The sequence below is a fragment of the Azospirillum brasilense genome (genome assembly GCF_008365405.1).
Lineage (GTDB): Bacteria > Pseudomonadota > Alphaproteobacteria > Azospirillales > Azospirillaceae > Azospirillum > Azospirillum brasilense_D.
On record NZ_QOKV01000003.1, the window covers coordinates 143106 to 160423 of the forward strand.

Below are 17318 nucleotides of genomic sequence, written 5' to 3' on the forward strand. Positions count from 1 at the left end.
CGTGGACACCCGCATTCCCTCGCCCAACTCGTCTGCCGAGGCGCCGCCGTCCGCCACCATCGGGCTGGCGCCGCCGCAGCTCGACCTGTCCGCCCTGCCGCCGCGTATCCGTCGCGAGTTGCGCGCCAGCCATGTCGGAGAGACCGTGGCGGTCGCTCTTTACGACGGCGTCGCCGGCGCCACCACCGATCCGAAGGTCCTGCGCTTCGCCGCGTCCCACCGCCGGGTCGAGCGGCGGCACCTGCGGCTGTTCGAGGCGGTCCTGCCACCGGACAGGCGCAGCGCTCCGATGGGCTTCTGGCTCTGGTCGGGCCGGATGATGGGCGGGCTGCCGGCGTGGCTCGGCCCGCCCTATGTCTACGCGGTGGTCGCCGGGGTGGAAGCGTGGGTGGACGGGCATTACGCCCGGCAGATCGCCTTGGCGCGGCGGCTTGCCCCCGATCCGGACCTGCTGAACCTGCTGGAGGCCTGCCGCCTCGACGAGCGTCTCCATGCCCACGACGCCGCCCGTCTCGACCCGGCACCGCCCTGGACCGCCCGCGCGCTGGCGGGGGTGGCGGTGCTGCTGTCCCGCGTGGGGGTGAGGGCGGCGCGCTGGGTGTGACGGTTATTTGCTGCGGATTTCCTGGAGCAGGACGCCGAGCATCTGTTTCAGTTCCAGGTGATTGTCGTTGTGGACCTTGTTCGACGCGGCCAGCGACCCTTCGAGATTTTCGAAACGCTGGTCAATCGACTCGAATTTCCGATCCATGGCGTCGAACCGTTGGTCGATCGCCTCAAACCGGTTGTCGATCGCCTCGAACCGTTGATCAATCGCCTCGAACCGTTGGTCGATGGCCTCGAAACGCTGGTCCACCTTTTCGAAGCCCTGCACCATGTCGGTGCGCAGAGACTTCACCTCGGTTTCGAGCGCGGTCAGCCGACGATCGATGTGGTTACCAAGTTCGTCGATGGCTTCGTTGAACTTGTCTTGGGTCACGTAAGCCATGCGTACCGTCCGTTCCTGCGCGGAAGCCGGCGTGGTGGAGCATCCGGCCGCCTCAGGGTGAACCGCTTTCGTGTCCCTGTCGATGGATTCTTCCGGCGGAACGGCCCTGGCTTGGCTCAAGGGATTGGCTGGGGCTTTCTTGCCGGTGGGGTTCATCGAGTCGGCCGGATTGCGGATGTATGCCCCGATGATGGCGCATCCCGGCCCGCGGGTCCAGCCGCCTCATCTGAAAACGCGATTGGCATCGAAGAAATTCCACCCTGGGGCGGTCAGCCCATGGCGCGTTTCGGGCGGACGGCGGTTCCGGCGGCTTCGGGCAGCGGGCCGGCGATGCGGTCGAGCAGCGCGTCCATGCCGCTGTGCCCGGCCTCGTGTGCGGCGCGGGCGCGGGCGTGGGCCTGTTCGGAGGCGAGCGCCAGAGCGTCGCGGTCCTTGGCCCAGAGGCGCAGCGCCGGCAGCACCGCCTGGATGAAGTCCCGGTCCTGCGGGACGAGGCCGGGGCGGGGGATGTCGCTGCCGATGCAGCCGCGGTCATAGGCCAGCACCGGGACGCCCGCCGCCATCGCCTCGAACAGCACCAGCGGCTGCGCCTCGTTGCGGTAGCGGGTGGGGAAGACGAAGACGTCGATGTCGCGGTAGAAGGCCGCCTTGGCGTCGTCATCCACTGGCCCGCGGTACTCCACGTCGCCGTCGAAGGCCGCCAGCCCCGCCGCGACCAGTGCGTTGTCCATGCGCCCCAGACCCGGCCCGGCCAGCACCAGAGTGACGTCCACTCCCTCCGACCTCAAGGCGCGCAGCAGGGTGAACAGCGTGTCCAGCCCCTTGTCGGCGCACAGGTTGGACAGGTGGCCGATGCGCAGCGGACCGGACTTGCCGTGGCGCGGCCGTGGCACCGGCGGGGTGAAGATGGCGTTGGACACGCTCATCGCCGTTTTCGCCGCAGGGTAGAGCGCCTGGAACCGCGCCTGCATGGCCGGGCAGAGCAGCACATGCATGCAGTCCGTGCCGGCGAGACGGGTCAGCAGGCTCATCCGCCAGGTCGGCTTGGAGATGGTGGCGAAGGAATGGTGGTGCAGCGTGCGCTCATAGCCGAACAGCCGCGCCGTGCCGGCCAGCGCCGCCGTGTAGAAGATGCCCAGCCCCGAATCAACGGGCATGTAGAAGCGCCGTTCGGGGATCGTCGCCCCGGCCGCCAGCCGCAAGCCCGCCAGCAGGACGCGCATGGCCTTGGCCGCGTGGTAGCGCAGGCCGCCGCCGTTCCAGCCCGGCGACAGGTCCGCGACCTCCACCGTGGCTTCCACCGGGCCGCGGTTGCGCAGGCGGTCCAGCACCAGGGCGGTGACCCGGCTCATCCCGTCCGTGGGCGGGGGAAGGCGGCCCGAGACGACGATGTGAGGGGTGTTGCGGCGGTCGGTCATCAGGCTTCGCTTTCACGGGTGCCCTTTCGGGCGCTTTCGTTGGCACTTTCCGGTGCGGCGGTTTCCAGTACGGACGCCGCCGGACGGGCGCCCAGGCTGTGCAGGGCCTTCTCCACGGCCTCCGCGAAAAAGCCGGCGTCGGCCAGCGTCTGGAAGGGCCGTCCGTTGAGGCTGAGGCGGCGCCACTCCGCCTCGTCCGACGCGACGGACAGCATGTAGCGGGCCAGCCCCTCCGGATTGTCGGGCTCGACGATGTGGCCGTTCAGCCCGCTGCGGATCAGCACGTCGCGGGCGCCGCACTGGTCGGACAGGATCGTCGGCACGCCCATCGCCAGCGCCTCGTTCACGACCAGCCCGAACTGCTCCTCCAGCGAGGGCAGCAGCAGGCACAGGGTGGAGCCCAGCGTCTCCGCGATGCCCTGTTCCTGAAGGAAGCCGCGGAAGATGATCTGCCCCTCCAGCCCGCGCTTGGCGACCTCCGCCCGCAGATCGGTCTCCAGCGGGCCGGAGCCGCAGAGGTGCAGGGGCCGCGCCGCGTCTCCCGCCAGCCGGCGGTAGAGGTCGTAGGCCTCGACCGCGCGGAATAGGTTCTTCTTCGGCACGAAGCGGGCGATGATCGTGAAGTGCCGCTCGGCGAAGGGCACGCCCTCCGGAGCCGGGGTCATGCCGGACAGCCGGCGCACCCGCTCCAGCGACAGGGTGTCGTAGCCGATGAACAGCCGGTCCTTGGGCAGTCCCAGGAAACGGTAGTAGTCGACGGTGCGGTGGCTGCCCCCGATCGCCGCCTGATAGGGCTTGTAGAGCAGGGACTTCAGCGCCTCGCGCCAGAGGACGCGCGGCTTGTCGTCGAACTTCGAGGCGTTCATGTTGACGACGCGCCGGCCCATCAGCCGCATCGTCACCGCCAGGGCGAAGACGTCCGGCTCCTCGTAATGGCACAGGAAGACGTGGCTGGCCCCCGCCGCCCGGCATTCGCGCAGCAGGGCGCGGTAGACCTGGAAGGCCGGGATGTCCGCCTTGGAGCGTCCGGGGAACAGCGTGACCTTGCGGAAATGCTGCCCCTCCCCGGTGGAGTCCCAGGCGTAGGTGTGGGACTTCGACCCGACCTCCAGGCCGACCACGTCGTAGAGATGGCCGAGCCGTCGCCCGACCGCCTCCAAGCGGTCCATGTGGTAGGGGCCGAACATCTCCCAGGAAAAGACCAGGGCGGGCTTCGTCATGCGGCGTCGTCTCCCAGCAGCAGCGCGGCGTATTGCGCGAGGACGGCGCTGCGGCTGGCGTTGCCTTCCACCCAGGCGCGGCCCCGGCGGCCCATGGAGGCGCTCCGGGCGGGATCGTTCAACAGGTCGGCCACGGCCTGCGCCATCGCCTCCGGCGCGTCGGGCGGGATGCGCCGGAAGGCGTCGATCTCCGTCCCCAGCCGGTCGAGCGCGGAGCCCGGCAGGCAGGTGCAGACGAAGGGCCGCCCGGCGGCCAGGATGGTCACCGCCTTGCCCGGCATGGCGAAGGCCGCCCCCTCCGGTCGCTGCGGCACCAGATGCACGTCGCCCTCGGCCAGTCCCTCGGCGAGCCGGTCGGAGGCGATCAGCGGGGCGAACTCCACGTTGGGCAGCGCCATCGCCTTGGCCTGGGCCTTCAGCTCCTCCTCAAGCCCGCCCTGGCCGCGCAGCAGCACGCGGGCGTCGGGGCGCAGCGCGTGGAGGTGGCGGGCCATCTCCAGCACCTGGTCCAGCCCCTGCTTGCGGGCGAAGGCGCCGCTGTAGAGCACGGTCGGCGGCTGGCCCTCCGGCCGGGGCAGGGGGCGGACGGCGTCGGCGTCGACGTGGGGCGGAATCACCGTGATCGGCCGCCGCACGCCGAGATCGCGCAGCACGTCGGCCATCGCCTCCGACAGCACGACGATGCCGTCGGCGCGGTTCAGTGCGGTGCGCTCCACCGCCTGAATGGCCTTGAGAGCCGCCCCGCCGCCCATGCCCAGCGCGCCGGCGAGGCCCGACTGGATGTCGTGGACGATGGCGATGTGCCGCCCGCCCGGCGCGCGGAAGCGGTCGGCGACGGCGACGCTGAAGATGGAGGGGCAGAGCGACAGCACGGCCTTGTGCCGCGCGACGCGTCCGCGGGCGCGGGCCGCCAGGAAGCCGGCGTGAAGCACCCCCTCGTGGATCAGCCGGGCCTTCATGCCGCCGCCCTTCGGCGGGATGGTGAGCAGCCGCTCGATGCGGACGCCGTTCACGGTGCGGCGGTCCTCCGCCCCGTCGGCGTAGCCGTCGTAGATGGCGTGGCCCGGATAGTTGGGGCGGGCGGTCAGAACCGTCATGTCCGTTCCCGCCGCGGCGAAGGCGGTGGCGAGGTCGGTCATCATCGGTGCGCTGCCGGCGGGTTCCGGCCAATAGCTCATCGCCACCAGCAGGACCGATGGCGGCAGGGCGGCCGGAGCCACGGTCCGGGTGCGCAGGGGTGTGGAGTCATCGGGCATCGGCGGTCACTCCGCGGCTTCGCCAGTGGCGGCGGGCCGCGGAGCCGGCGGGGCGGCGTTCTCCAGGAACCAGCCGTAGGTGCGGCTCAGCCCCTCCTCCAGCCCGACTTTGGGCCGCCAGCCGGTGGCGAACAGGCGCGACACGTCCATCAGCTTGCGCGGGTGGCCGTCCGGCTTGCTCAGGTCCTGGGTCAGCGTCCCCTCGTAGCCGACCACACCGCGGATCAGCCGGGCCAGATCGCCGATGGCGATGTCCTCGCCGGGGCCGACGTTGATGATGTCCTCGCCGTCGTAGCGCTCCATCAGGTGCAGGCAGGCGTCGGCCATGTCGTCGACGTACAGGAACTCGCGCCGCGGCGTTCCTGTGCCCCACAGGGTGACGCTCGGCGCCCGCTCCATCTTCGCGTCGTGGAAGCGCCGGATCATGCCGGGGATGGCGTGCGAGCCCTCCGGGTCGAAATGGTCGCCGGGGCCGTAGAGGTTGGACGGCATGGCGCAGATGGCGTTGAAGCCGTACTGGCGCCGGTAGGCTTGGCACTGGGTGATGCCGGCGATCTTGGCAATGGCGTAGGGCTTGTTGGTCGGCTCCGGCGGGCCGGTCAGCAGCGCCTCCTCCTTCAGCGGCTGCTCCGCGAACTTCGGGTAGAGGCAGGAGGAGCCGAGGAACAGCAGCTTCCTTACCCCCGCCCGCCAGGCCGCGTCGATGACGTTGGTCTGGATCAGCAGGTTGTCGCGGATGAAGTCGCCGCCGAAGCGCTCGTTCGCCAGGATGCCGCCGACCTTGGCCGCGGCCAGGATCACGTAATCGATCTTCTCCCGGTCGAAGAAGGCGCGCACCGCGGCCTGGTCGGTCAGGTCCAACTCGTCGCGGCCGCGCAGCACGAGGTCGTCGTAGCCGCCCTCCACCAGACGGCGGACGATGGCCGAACCGACGAGGCCGCGGTGCCCCGCGACGAAGATGCGGCTGTTTCGCTCCATGGGTCTCGGTTCCCTTATTCGGCGGCGCTGGCGATCGGGGCGTCGCCGTCGCGGCTGCGGGCGGCGTACCAGTCCACCACGCCGGGCAGACCGTCCTTCAGCGGGATGCGCGGCGTGTAGCCGAGCGCGGAGAGGCGGGCGATGTCGGGGCTGCGCCGCTGGGTGCCGCCGGGGGCGGGCGGTCCGATCTGGATGTCCGCCACCCGCCCCAGCGCGGCGACGATCTGCCGGGCGAGTTCGGCGATGGAGATCTCCTCCGGGTTGCCGACGTGATAGATGCCGAGATGCTCGCCGCGCTCGATCACCGTCATGATGCCGTCCACCGCGTCGTCGATGTGGACGAAGGCGCGGGTCTGGGTGCCGTCGCCCTGGATGGGAAAGGGCACGAGAACCTCCGGGCTGCGGTCGATGGCCTCCACGGCGCGGCGCACGAACTCCGGCACCACATGCTCCCAGCCCATGTCGGGGCCGTAGACGTTGTGCGGGCGGAAGATGGCGACGCGGTCGAAGCCGGTGCGGCCCCAGTTGACCGCCAGAAGTTCCGAGATCAGCTTCGACCCGCCGTAGCTGTAGCGCGGGTTCAGCACGTCCGGCACGACCAGCGGGATGTCCTCCGGCGTCGGGACCATCGGCGGGGTCTGGTAGGCCTCGGAGGAGGAGGCGACGACCAGATCGCCGACCCCGTTCGACCGGCAGGCGTCCAGCACGTTCAGCATGCCGCGCACGCCGACGTCCAGCACCACCTCCGGCTTCTCGTAGAAATGCTTGGTGCCGTTGACGGCGGCCAGATGCAGCACGCCGTCGACGCCGCGCACCGCCTTGTCCACCGCCGCCGGATCGCGGATGTCGCCGGACACGAACTCGACCGCGTCCACCGCGTCGCCCAGCCGGCGCGGGTGGCCGCGGGAGTTGTCGTCGAGAACGCGCACGCGGTGTCCGTCGCGCACCAGCCGGCGCACCAGGGCGGCGCCGATGAAGCCGCTGCCCCCGGTGACGAGGTAATGTTTCGGCATTGGTCTTTTCCCTCAGGCAGCGGCGTCAAGCGACATGGGCGAAGCGGGCGGCGCCGTGGCTGCCCAGCGCCACGTAGGCCGTGCCCTCCGGCAGGTCCACCTCGCGGCTGTTGAAGTTGTTCCAGAAGTCGTAGATGACCCCCGGCCGGTCCATGCGGCGCGCCAGATCCGGCAGCGGCATGGAGGTGAAGACCGGGTGGTTGTTCAGGATGACGGCGAGGTTGGCGCCATCCACCGCCTCGGCCATGCTGTTGGCGGGCTCCAGCCCGAAGCCGCGGATGTCGTCCGCCGCCACCACCGCGTCGAAGCCGCGCCAGCGCGCCTTGGGGAAGCGGGTGCGCAACTCCTCGAACAGCGGCTTGGCCATGGTGCCGCGCAAGTCGTCGGTCGCCGGGCGGCCCTTGAAGGCGAGGCCCATCAGGCTGATGGTCGGCTCCTGCGGGAAGCCCTGCATCGAGCCGGTCAGCCGCTCCAGGAAGTGCGACACCTCGAGCGGCTGGCTTTCGTTGATGCGGCGCCCGGCGGCGGTGATGTCCATCTCCACCCCGAACTCGCGGGCGGATTCAATCAGGATGTGCGGGTCCTTCTCCAGGCAGGGGCCGCCGACCGGACCGGGCAGCGGAAGCTGCGTGCGCGGGTAGCCGAGCTTGCCCGCCCGCGACACCTCCAGCGCCGAGACCTCCATGGCGTTGCACAGCCGGGCGATCTCGTTGGCGAAGGCGAAGGTGACGTCGCGGTAGGTGTTGTCCACCAGCTTGATCATCTCCGCCGTCTCCAGCGTCGAGACCTTGACCGTCGTCGGGGTCAGCATGCCGAAGATCTGCGAGGCGCGGGCCGCCACCTCGACGCTTTCCGCGCCGATGATCTGGGGAAGCTGGTTCAGCTCGATCAGCGCCTGCCCCTCCAGCGTGCGTTCCGGGCAGAAGGCGATGTCGAAGCGCTTGCCGGTGCGGCGCAGGATCGGCGCCACGACCTCGCGCGTCGTTCCCAGCTTCACGGTGGAGCGCAGGATGACGAGATCGCCGTCGTGGATGCAGTCGGCCACCTGGCGGGTCGCCGCCTCGATCATGTCGGTGCGCACGCGGCCGTCGCGGTCGAGCGGGGTGCCGACGGTGATGATGAAGACGGAGCAATCCCGGCTGTTCTCCGGCTTGCGGCCGAAGGTGAAGCGCCCGCGTTCCATCACGCGCCGCAGCGTCTCGGCAAGGCCCGGCTCATGGAAGTGGGGGATGCCGTGGGCCAGCTTGTCCAGCACCTCGTCCCGGACTTCCACGCCGTGCACCTGGAACCCCGCGTCCGCCATGGCGACGCCCAGCGTCAGCCCGACATAGCCGAGACCGAGCACGCAGACGTTCCGGTCGGGAAAGGACTTTGGGAGCATAGTCTTTCGATCCTGCTAGTGATTGGAGCATGCATCCAAAGGCGCCGCCATCCGCCACCCGCGCCATGCGCAATCCGAACGTCTTGCAACGCGGCATTGTTCCGGCCGTTCGGGGTGGCGTGAAATGACTATGCCGTTGATCGGGCATTGTTTTGTTCGTGGTACCCCGGACCGGCGGCAAGGGTGCGTCCGGTCGGCGTCCTTCGGGATTCGGGATGAGGCGGGCGGGTCATGCGGCCGCCACGATCAACCGGCGCAACCGCGACGGGCGGACCAGCCCGGTGAGCAGCGCCGCCAGCGCGTAGACCGCGACCAGGACGCTGCCGCCGATCAGCAGCGCCGGCAGAGGATGAGCGGGAGCCATCAGGTCCGGCAGCGCGTGGGTCAAGCCCAGCGTGACTCCCATGGCGAGCGCGGCGCACAGCACCGCCCGCGCGGCGATTCCGAGATAGAGCTGCCCGACCTCGCGCCGATGCAGCCAGGCGAGGCCGGTCATGGCGGTCAACTCTGCGATGATCGTCGCCACGGCGGACCCTTCGATCCCATAGCGTGGGATCAGCAGCAGGTTCAGCGCCGCGTTGGTCAGGCCGCCGATCAGGATGGCGGTCATGTAGCCGGTCTGCCGGTGCCAGACGAGCAGCGGGTTGCCCATCGTCAGGTTGACGTGCACGATGGCGACCGCGATCATCAGCAGGCGCAGCGTGTCGGCGGCCGGCGCATAGGCCGGGCCGAAGACGGTGCCCAGGATGGCCGGCGCCAGGGTGAAGCCGCCCGCCGCGATCAGCGCGCCGATGGACAGGGTGGTGGCGGCGTAGTCGCGCATCCGCGCCCGCATCGCCTCGCGGTCGCCGTAGGCGGCGGCGAGCTGCGGCATGAAGGCGCTGAGGATGATGTTCCCCGCGGTCAGCGACAGCACCAGCAGCTTGGTTACCGCGGCGTACCAGCCGACCTCCGTCTGCGGCGCCATGAAGCCCAGCATCACCAGGTCGAGGTGGGAGAACAGCGCCCAGGCGAAGACGCTGACCGCCATCGGGGCGGAGGTCTTCAGGATGTCCCGCCACTTGGCGAGGTCCACCCGCGGCCGTGGCATCCGGAAATCGCGGCTGAAGCGGACCAGCATCAGGGCGGCGTTGATGACGAAGGAAACGGCTGTGATGCCGGCGGCGACGGCCAGATCGTCCGGCCCGTGCACCAGCGCCAGCACGGCGACCATGTTGCCGAGCGAGGTGCCGATCTCGCGCACCGCGATGACGCTCATCCGCTCCGTCGCCTGATAGACGAAGTCGAGCAGCAGCGCGTTGCCCAGCAACTGCACCGCCTGCACCAGCAGCACCGCCTTGACCAGCGCCGATTTGTCGAGCTGGAGCACGAACAGGACGTAGAGCCCGCCGACCAGCACGGCCAGCAGCATCCGCAGGGTCAGCACGTGATCGGCGAGATCGGTGGCCTTCTCCCGGTCGCGGGCGATCTCGCGCACCGCGTAGGTGGACAGGCCGAGATTCACGAACAGCGCCGCGTAGGCCAGCATCGAGGTGCCGAAACCCAGCACGCCGAACCCGTCCGGTCCGAGCGCGCGCGCCGTCCAGGCCGTGGTGATCAGCCCGCTCAGCAGCGTGGCGACGCGGGCCAGCCCCAGCGCGCGGATGTTCAGGAAAATGCGTCGTCCGGCGGTCATCGGGTCTTTTCTGGGTGTGATGGCAAGTGCGGGCTTCGGGCCCCCACCCAAACCTCCCCCGCTTTCGCAAGGGGGGGCTTTTTCTCCTCCCCCTGCGAAAGCGGGGGGAGGTCGGGAGGGGGGCCCGACGCGACCGCTTCTCTCAAGCGCCGCCGTCAGTTCGCGTAGTAGCGGCGGTAGCCGTGGTAGCGCCCGCTGTCCGGGAACTCGTATTGGGCGTGGCGGCGGATATCGACCTGGGAGAACAGGACGCCGACCACCTCGCCGCCCGCCTCGACGATCTCCTTGAGCCCGGCCATGGCGGTCTCCCGCTTGGTCTTGCCCCAATGCACGATGAAGACCGTCTGGTCGGCCAGCGCCGCCAGCAGCTTGCCCTCCGACACCGCCAGCACCGGCGGGCTGTCCAGGATCACCCGGTCATACTCCAGCGCCAGCCGCGAGATGAGCTGGTGCATCCGGCTGGAGCCCAGCATGTCCTGCGGCAAGGCGGAGCCGCGCCCGGAGGCGATGAAATGCAGGCCGGTGCGCGGGTCGGTCTGGATCACCTCGTTCGGCGCGCATTCGCCGGACAGCACCTCGTACAGGCCGTGCCGGTTCTCCAGCCCCAGCATCGGGTGCAGCCCCTTTCGGCGCATGTCGCAGTCCAGGATGATCGTCTTCTGGCCGGCGTTGGCGCAGATGCGGGCGAAGGCCGCGGCGATCGAACTCTTGCCCTCGCCGGGGACGGAGGAGCTGAACAGGATCACCCGCTGGTGCCCGTCGGGGTTGGCGAGCAGCAGCGTGGTGCGCAGGTTCTGCATCGCCTCGGCGAAGGCCGACATCGGCTTGTCGATGGCGTAGGCGGCGGGCGAGGTGCCGCGGCGCCGCCGTCCGATGGCCGGGACGATGCCCAGCGAGCGCACGCCGGTCACCGATTCGAACTGGTGCGGGCTGCGGAAGCCGCGCTCCGACTGCTCGCGCAGCATCGCCAGCAGAACGCCCAGCGTGGCCGAGGCGATCAGGGCCAGCAGCACGATCATCTTCTTGTCGGGCTGCGACGGGTTCAGGGGGATCGCCGCCTCCGACACGATGCGGGCGTCGGGCTGCTGGATCTCGGTCTGGCCGGCGATCTCCTGGAAGCGGGTCAGCATCGCCTCGTACATGGTCTGCGAGGTCTCGGCGTCGCGCTCCAGCGTGCGCAGGGTCACGTTGGATTCCTGCTGCTGGTTGCGCTGGGCCTGGAGCTGGTCGAGGTTGGTCTTCAGGGCGGCCTCGCGCCCGCGCTCGACCTCCACCTCGTTGCTCAGGTTCTGGACGATGCGGCCCACGTCGGCCTTGATCTGGCCTTGCAGGTCGCGCAGCTCGCTCTGCAGCGCGGTCAGCGTCGGGTGGCGGGCGCCGTACTTGTTGGCGGCGTCGGCGATCTTGCGCTGAAGCTCGACCTCCTGCTGGCGCAGCGCCTGGATCAGGGGGGAGCCGAGCACGTCGCCGATGGCCGACACGCCACGCGGGCTCTGCGCCAGGGTGGTCACCTCGCGCAGCTTGGCCTCCGCCTCCTGCCGCTTGGTGCGGGCCAGGACGTAGCTGGTGTTCAGCTCGGCCAGCTGCTGGGCGATCAGGGTGGATTCGCCGTTGGCGCTGGTCAGGCCGCTTTCGGCGCGGTACTTCTCCGCCGCCTCGCCGGTCGTCTTGGCCTCGCGGCGCAGTTCGGTAATGCGCTCCTCCAGCCAGGCGGTGGCGCGCTTGGCCGCCTTGAACTTCTCGTCGAGCTGGTCGACGAGGTACATCTCGCCGATGGTGTTGGCGATGAGGGAGGCCTTGCGCGGGTCCTCGCTGTCGAAATCCACGGCGATGACGTAGGACCGGCCCTGCGGGCGCACCGCCAGATTTTCGATGAAGCTGTTGACGACCGAGGTCCTCTCGTTGGCTGTCTTCTCCTCCGGGCTCAGCGTGATCTCGGGCCGGTCGCCACGGGCGCTGTTCCACCAGGAGTCGGGCATCCAGTTCTTCGGGTTCAGATAGTAGAACCAGTTGGTTTGCTCGGGCCGCAGCGCCGCGTTGAACTCCGGATCGTTCATCAGGCCGAGCTTGTCCACCACCTTCTCCGCGAAGGCGGGGGATTTCAGGATCGCCACCTCGCTCTGCAGGGCGCCCAGCTCGGTCGAGAGGCCGGAGACGACCTCCTGGTAGTTCATCACCTGGTTCTTGCGGTGCTCCACCATGATCAGGGTCTGGGCGGTGTAGAGCGGCGTCATGCGCAGGGCGACGATGCCCGCGATGCCTGTCCCCAGCACGATCACCGTCCCGATCAACAGCTTGTGGCGCAGCAGCATGCCGGTGGTGCGGCGCACCGCGCTGGCCGCCGCGGTGGACAGGTCGAAGGAGACCGGTGCCGAAACCGGTGCCGCCTGCCGCCGCTGGGGTTGATCCTGAATGTCCTGGGTGGCCAAAGCGGGTTCCTCCTCGCATGCCGAACGGCACCCCGTTCGGGGCGTTACGATTGCCTAGAACGCCATCGACCGTCCGGCCGTTTCATGCTGCCCGGAGGGCATATGGTGGGGAAGACACGCTCATTGGGTACCCTCCCCGGAGGTGTCATTGGGTGGGCCGGTCCTTTGGGTGGACCGGGGAAGCCCCTTTGCGGATAATGGTCATAGTCGATCGAAGGGAGCCGGGCATGCTGCCGCAACATGTTGGAAAGATTGACGCTGCCTGGGCCGGTGCGTTTCCGGCGCTGTCCGCCCTGGAACCCGACGCACAGGCCGTCCTGCGCACGCAGGGGGCACGGATGGCGGTGCCGCGCGGCACGGTGCTGTTCCGCATCGGCAGCCTGTGCCACAATTTTCTCATGCTGCTGGACGGCACGGTGCGGGTCCAGATGACCGCCGAGACCGGGCGGGAGATCGTTCTCTACCGCGTCGGTGCCGGCGAGACCTGCATCCTGACCACCGCCTGCCTGATGACGCGCGCCGACTACAGCGCCGAGGGGGTGGCCGAAACGGACCTGGACGCCATCGCGCTCGGAGCCGGGGCCTTCCATGAGCTGCTGGCGCGATCCGCGCTGTTCCGCGACTTCGTCTTCGCCTCCTTCGGCACGCGCCTGCTCGGCATGATGATGCTGGTGGAGGAGGTGGCCTTCGGGCGCATCGACCTGCGGCTGGCCCGCTTCCTGGTCGACCACCGCGACGCGCGCGGCGGGCTGGACACCACCCACCAGACGCTGGCCGTCGAGCTGGGCACGGCGCGCGAGGTGGTCAGCCGCCAGTTGAAGGAATTCGAGCGGCGCGGCTTCGTGGAGCTGTCGCGCGGGCGCGTCGGGGTGCGCGATCCCGACGCGCTGCTGGCGCTGGAGCGCACGGACGGCGTGTGACGGAGTCACAGACCGGCGGGCGGAAAGGGTCTTGGATGGGCGCACCAACCGCCCACTTCAATTCCTAAGGTGCACCCATGCCCGTCAACGTCGGCACCATCGACCGCGCGCTGCGCGCCATCGTCGGCCTCGTCCTGATCGCCCTCGTCTTCGTCGGCCCGCAGACCCCCTGGGGCTGGATCGGCCTCGTCCCGCTGCTGACCGCCGTGGTCGGCTTCTGCCCGGCCTACACCCTGTTCGGTGTCAGGACCTGCTCCGTCAGGAAATGAGCCGCCGCGCCGCAAAGAAAAAGGCCCCTCTCCGCAAGGAAAGGGGCCTTATCTCTGTCACGGTCCGGCGACCGGCATCACCCCCGCGGGGCGTGCTTGTTCAGGATGCGCTGCAGGGTGCGGCGGTGCATCTTCAGCCGGCGGGCGGTTTCGGAGACGTTGCGGTCGCACTGCTCGAACACGCGCTGGATGTGCTCCCACCGCACGCGGTCGGCGGACATCGGGTTTTCCGGCGGGGAGGGCAGCGGGCGGCCGTCGGCCAGCAGGGCGGATTCCACGGCGTCGGCGTCCGCCGGCTTCGGCAGGTAATCCACCGCGCCGGCCTTCACCGCGGCGACCGCCGTGGCGATGTTGCCGTAGCCGGTCAGCATGACGATGCGGGCGTCGGGGCGTGCGTCGCGCAGGGTCTTGACCACGTCCAGGCCGCTGCCGTCGGCCAGCCGCAGATCGACCACCGCGAAGGCCGGCGCCGATTCCTGGGCGACGTCAATGCCGAGCTGCACGCTGTCCACGGCCACCACGTTGAAACCGCGCTTTTCCATGGCGCGCGCGAGGCGGGTTCGGAACGGCGCGTCGTCGTCGACGATGAGGAGGCTGCGGGTAACGTCACCCGTGAACGTCAGCTTGGCGGTTTCGCCCGTTGGACTCTCGTCCGTGGTCATCGCGCTATCCACCACTAGTCCTCTGGTTCTAAGACACCACGGTCCCAACGTACGACAACTCGCGCGCCGCCGCTACGGTTATTGCTAAAGGCTACAAGGGCACCTGTTTTCTCTAGCAGCGTTTGTGCAATAAAGATTCCCAGCCCCATATGGCCCGACCGCTCGCTTCTTGCCGACAGGTAGGGCTCGCCGATGCGGCTCAGCAGATGGGCGGGATAGCCCGGGCCGTCATCCATCACCACGACGGTCGCGGACTTCGCGTCCCAGGAGGCGGCGACCGTCACGCGCCCATCGGCGAACTGGTGGGCGTTCTGGATGAAGTTGCCCAGACCATGGATGATCTCCGGGCTGCGGCGGACGATCGGCTCCTCCTCCACGGAGCCGTCGCTGCGCTCGACCGTGAACTGGATGTGGCCCAGCCGGTGCGGCGCGCCCGCGGCCTCCACCAGCGCGGTCAGCGGCAGCCGCTCGAACGGGTCGCCGCCGTCGGCCTCCGGCTTGCGGGCCAGCTCCGCCAGGATCTCGCGGCAGCGCATCACCTGGCTTTGCAGAAGCGCTACGTCCTCGGTGAAGGGGCTGTCCGGCGGCATGTCGTGCAGCAGCTCCTTCGCCACCACCGCGATGGTGCCGAGCGGCGACCCCAGCTCGTGCGCGGCGGCGGCGGCGAGCGCGCCCAGCGAGGACAGCCGCTGCTCGCGCGCCAGGGCCACCTGCGAGGCCGACAGGGCGTTGGCGAAGCGCCGCGCCTCCTCGGCCACGCGGAAGACATAGCCGCTGATGAAGCCGGCCGACACCGACAGCGACAGCCAGATGCCGAAGGCGTAGAGCGGGGCGACCGAGGGCATCGGCTCCGGCCAGGGCAGTGGGAAGTGCCACATCGCCAGCACGGTCAGGCAGACGAGATTGAGCCCGGTCAGCAGAACCACGCTGTAGCGCGACAGGATCGCCGCGGCCACGGTCATCGGGGCGAGCAGCAGAATGGCGAAGGGATTGGCGAGGCCGCCGGTCAGATAGAGCAGCAGCGTGAGCTGCAGCATGTCGTAGCCGAGATAGAGCGCGGCGTCCCGGTCGGCCAGCCGCAGCCGCCCGCCGCGCTGGGCCATCGCCACGAGGTTCAGCAGCACCGACGCCCCGATGGCCGCCAGCACCGGCCCCAGCGGCAGCGGGAAGCCCATGACGAGCTGCACCGTCGCCACGGTGGCGAGCTGCCCGATCACGGCGATCCAGCGGATCAGGATCAGGGTGCGCAGCGTGACGCGGCCGTCCAGGTTGGTCCACTGCGCCGGACCCGGCCGGCCGGCGTGGGTCATGGCGTGGCGAAGGGATGAAGCGGCGGTCACGGTCATGGGCGGGCTTTCCAGCAAGGGCCGCTGTCGCCGCGGCTTCGTATCGGGGCGCTTGGCCGATTTGTCGGTGCTGTTTTGCCACTCTGGCGTTTGCGCGCCAAGCGGCCATATTCTCCGCCTATGGATCAATGCGCAAAACAGCACGCCATCCGGGCCGAGACCCTGACCAAACGCTACGGCACCGCCCGGTCCGGCGAGGTCACCGCCGTGGACGGCATCTCCTTCACCGTGGCGGCGGGGTCGGTTACCGGGCTCCTTGGCGGCAACGGGGCCGGCAAGACGACGACCATCTCCATGCTGCTCGGGCTTCTGCTGCCGACCTCCGGCACGGTGGAGGTGCTGGGGGTGGACATGGTGCGCCACCGCCACGCGGCGCTGCCCCGCATGAACTTCTCCTCACCCTATGTGGAGCTGCCGCACCGGCTGACCGTGCGGGAGAACCTGACCGTCTACGGCCATCTCTACGGGCTGAAGGGAGTGAAGCGGCGGGTGGAGGAGTTGGCCGAGCATCTGGAGCTGACCCGTTTCCTGGAGCGTCCCTCCGGCGGGCTGTCGGCGGGGCAGAAGACGCGGGTGGCGCTGGCCAAGGCGCTGCTCAACCGGCCGGAGCTTCTGCTGCTGGACGAGCCGACCGCCTCGCTCGACCCCGACACGGCGGACTGGATCCGCACCTATCTGGAGCGCTACCGCCTGGAGTCCGGGGCCACCATCCTGCTCGCCTCCCACAACATGCTGGAGGTGGAGCGGCTGTGCGACGACGTGCTGGTGATGCGCCAGGGGCGGATCGTCGACCGCGGGTCGCCATCGGGGCTGCTGGCCCGCTATGGACGGACCTCGCTGGAGGACGTGTTCCTCGACATCGCCCGCGACCGCGCCAACGGGGAAGACGCCCGCCGGGAGGCCGCCGATGCCGCCGAGTGACGCCGTCGTGATGGTGCATTCCAACCCCGCCTTCTCGCTGCGCCGGGTCGGGGCGATGGTGCTGCGCTACTGGTATCTGCTGCGCGGCTCCTGGCCGCGCTTCCTGGAGCTGGCCTACTGGCCGACCATGCAGATGATCCTGTGGGGCTACATCAACCAGTTCATGGCCTCCTCCAGCGCCTGGGTGGCGCAGGGGGCGGGGGTGCTGGTCAGCGCGGTGCTGCTGTGGGACGTGCTGTTCCGCGGGCAGCTCGGCGTCTCGGTGTCCTTCCTGGAAGAGATGTGGTCGCGCAACCTCGGCCACCTGTTCGTCAGCCCGTTGCGCCCCGGCGAATGGGTGGCGGCGCTGTTCGGGATGAGCCTGATCCGCACCGTCATCGGCGTCGTCCCGGCGGCGCTGCTGGCGATCCCGCTGTTCGGCTATTCGCTGTTCGACCTCGGGCTGCCGCTGGCCGGCTTCTTCGCCAACCTGATCGTCTTCGGCTGGTCGCTGGGGCTGGTCATCGTGGCGCTGATCCTGCGCTACGGCATGGGGGCGGAAGGGCTGGCCTGGATCGTCGTCTTCATGCTGGCCCCGGTCAGCGCCGTCTATTACCCGGTCAGCGTCCTGCCGGGCTGGCTGCAATGGGTGGCGCTGTCGCTGCCCTCCGCCCACGTCTTCGAGGGGATGCGCGCCATCCTGTTCGACGGCACGATGCGCTGGGACCATCTGGCCTGGGCGGTGGGGCTGAACGCGCTGTTCATGGGGCTGTGCAGCGCCGCCTTCCTCTATTCCTTCCATCAGGCGCGGGTGCGCGGGGCGTTGCTGCAAACGGGAGAGTGACAAAAGGCGCCGGCCCTCG

General features: G+C 69.6%; 16 protein-coding genes. 5 read left to right on the forward strand and 11 right to left on the reverse strand.

The window, feature by feature from the left end:
- Nucleotide 1: 1 nt before the first annotated feature.
- Nucleotides 2-604 (forward strand): demethoxyubiquinone hydroxylase family protein, encoded by a 603-nt coding sequence (locus DS837_RS07405; RefSeq protein WP_149164157.1) that lies wholly within the window; start codon nucleotides 2-4, stop codon nucleotides 602-604.
- A gap of 3 nt (nucleotides 605-607) precedes the next feature.
- Here DS837_RS07405 and DS837_RS07410 read toward each other — a convergent pair whose 3' ends face one another.
- The 9 genes from DS837_RS07410 to DS837_RS07450 all read right to left on the reverse strand — a co-directional run bounded on the left by DS837_RS07410 (nucleotide 608) and on the right by DS837_RS07450 (nucleotide 12358).
- On the reverse strand, nucleotides 608-1144 hold the full coding sequence (locus DS837_RS07410; protein WP_149164158.1) for a hypothetical protein: 537 nt from the start codon (nucleotides 1142-1144) through the stop codon (nucleotides 608-610).
- 113 nt (nucleotides 1145-1257) lie between these two features.
- Entirely contained in the window at nucleotides 1258-2406 is a 1149-nt protein-coding gene (locus DS837_RS07415; RefSeq protein ID WP_170295776.1) for a glycosyltransferase family 4 protein, read from the reverse strand.
- Nucleotides 2406-3626: a glycosyltransferase gene (locus DS837_RS07420; RefSeq protein ID WP_149164159.1), complete on the reverse strand. Its 1221-nt coding sequence runs from the start codon at nucleotides 3624-3626 to the stop codon at nucleotides 2406-2408. Before DS837_RS07420 ends, DS837_RS07415 begins: the two co-directional genes overlap by 1 nt.
- Nucleotides 3623-4882 (reverse strand): glycosyltransferase family 4 protein, encoded by a 1260-nt coding sequence (locus DS837_RS07425; protein ID WP_149164160.1) that lies wholly within the window; start codon nucleotides 4880-4882, stop codon nucleotides 3623-3625. Before DS837_RS07425 ends, DS837_RS07420 begins: the two co-directional genes overlap by 4 nt.
- Before the next feature lie 6 nt (nucleotides 4883-4888).
- Entirely contained in the window at nucleotides 4889-5860 is a 972-nt protein-coding gene (locus DS837_RS07430) for a GDP-L-fucose synthase family protein (protein WP_149164161.1), read from the reverse strand.
- A gap of 14 nt (nucleotides 5861-5874) precedes the next feature.
- Nucleotides 5875-6873, reverse strand: a complete 999-nt coding sequence (locus DS837_RS07435; protein ID WP_149164162.1) for an NAD-dependent epimerase/dehydratase family protein — start codon at nucleotides 6871-6873, stop codon at nucleotides 5875-5877.
- A 25-nt stretch (nucleotides 6874-6898) separates the two neighbouring features.
- Nucleotides 6899-8254 carry a nucleotide sugar dehydrogenase gene (locus tag DS837_RS07440; RefSeq protein WP_149164163.1) on the reverse strand — a complete coding sequence of 452 codons (1356 nt, stop codon included), beginning with the start codon at nucleotides 8252-8254 and terminating at the stop codon, nucleotides 6899-6901.
- 229 nt (nucleotides 8255-8483) lie between these two features.
- Nucleotides 8484-9929 carry a flippase gene (locus tag DS837_RS07445; RefSeq protein ID WP_149164164.1) on the reverse strand — a complete coding sequence of 482 codons (1446 nt, stop codon included), beginning with the start codon at nucleotides 9927-9929 and terminating at the stop codon, nucleotides 8484-8486.
- 155 nt (nucleotides 9930-10084) lie between these two features.
- Complete coding sequence (locus DS837_RS07450) at nucleotides 10085-12358, reverse strand: GNVR domain-containing protein (RefSeq protein WP_149164165.1); 2274 nt, start codon at nucleotides 12356-12358, stop codon at nucleotides 10085-10087.
- A 227-nt stretch (nucleotides 12359-12585) separates the two neighbouring features.
- Here DS837_RS07450 and DS837_RS07455 point away from each other — a divergent pair, with 227 nt between their 5' ends.
- Together DS837_RS07455 and DS837_RS07460 are read left to right on the forward strand one after the other, a co-directional pair.
- Nucleotides 12586-13278, forward strand: coding sequence for a Crp/Fnr family transcriptional regulator (locus DS837_RS07455; RefSeq protein WP_149164166.1), 693 nt, complete (start codon nucleotides 12586-12588; stop codon nucleotides 13276-13278).
- A 77-nt stretch (nucleotides 13279-13355) separates the two neighbouring features.
- A complete protein-coding gene (locus DS837_RS07460; RefSeq protein ID WP_145625410.1) occupies nucleotides 13356-13547 on the forward strand; it encodes a YgaP family membrane protein in 192 nt (63 codons plus the stop codon).
- A gap of 77 nt (nucleotides 13548-13624) precedes the next feature.
- On the opposite strand, the gene DS837_RS07465 is transcribed toward DS837_RS07460, so the two are convergent.
- A complete protein-coding gene (locus tag DS837_RS07465) occupies nucleotides 13625-14209 on the reverse strand; it encodes an ActR/PrrA/RegA family redox response regulator transcription factor (protein ID WP_014239303.1) in 585 nt (194 codons plus the stop codon).
- A 14-nt stretch (nucleotides 14210-14223) separates the two neighbouring features.
- The gene (locus tag DS837_RS07470) at nucleotides 14224-15555 is read right to left on the reverse strand and encodes an ActS/PrrB/RegB family redox-sensitive histidine kinase (RefSeq protein ID WP_149164167.1); all 1332 of its coding nucleotides are present in this window, start codon (nucleotides 15553-15555) and stop codon (nucleotides 14224-14226) included.
- A 120-nt stretch (nucleotides 15556-15675) separates the two neighbouring features.
- Here DS837_RS07470 and DS837_RS07475 point away from each other — a divergent pair, with 120 nt between their 5' ends.
- On the forward strand, nucleotides 15676-16476 hold the full coding sequence (locus DS837_RS07475; RefSeq protein WP_149164168.1) for an ABC transporter ATP-binding protein: 801 nt from the start codon (nucleotides 15676-15678) through the stop codon (nucleotides 16474-16476).
- The gene (locus DS837_RS07480) at nucleotides 16463-17299 is read left to right on the forward strand and encodes an ABC transporter permease (RefSeq protein WP_247889817.1); all 837 of its coding nucleotides are present in this window, start codon (nucleotides 16463-16465) and stop codon (nucleotides 17297-17299) included. Before DS837_RS07475 ends, DS837_RS07480 begins: the two co-directional genes overlap by 14 nt.
- The last annotated feature ends 19 nt before the right edge of the window (nucleotides 17300-17318 follow it).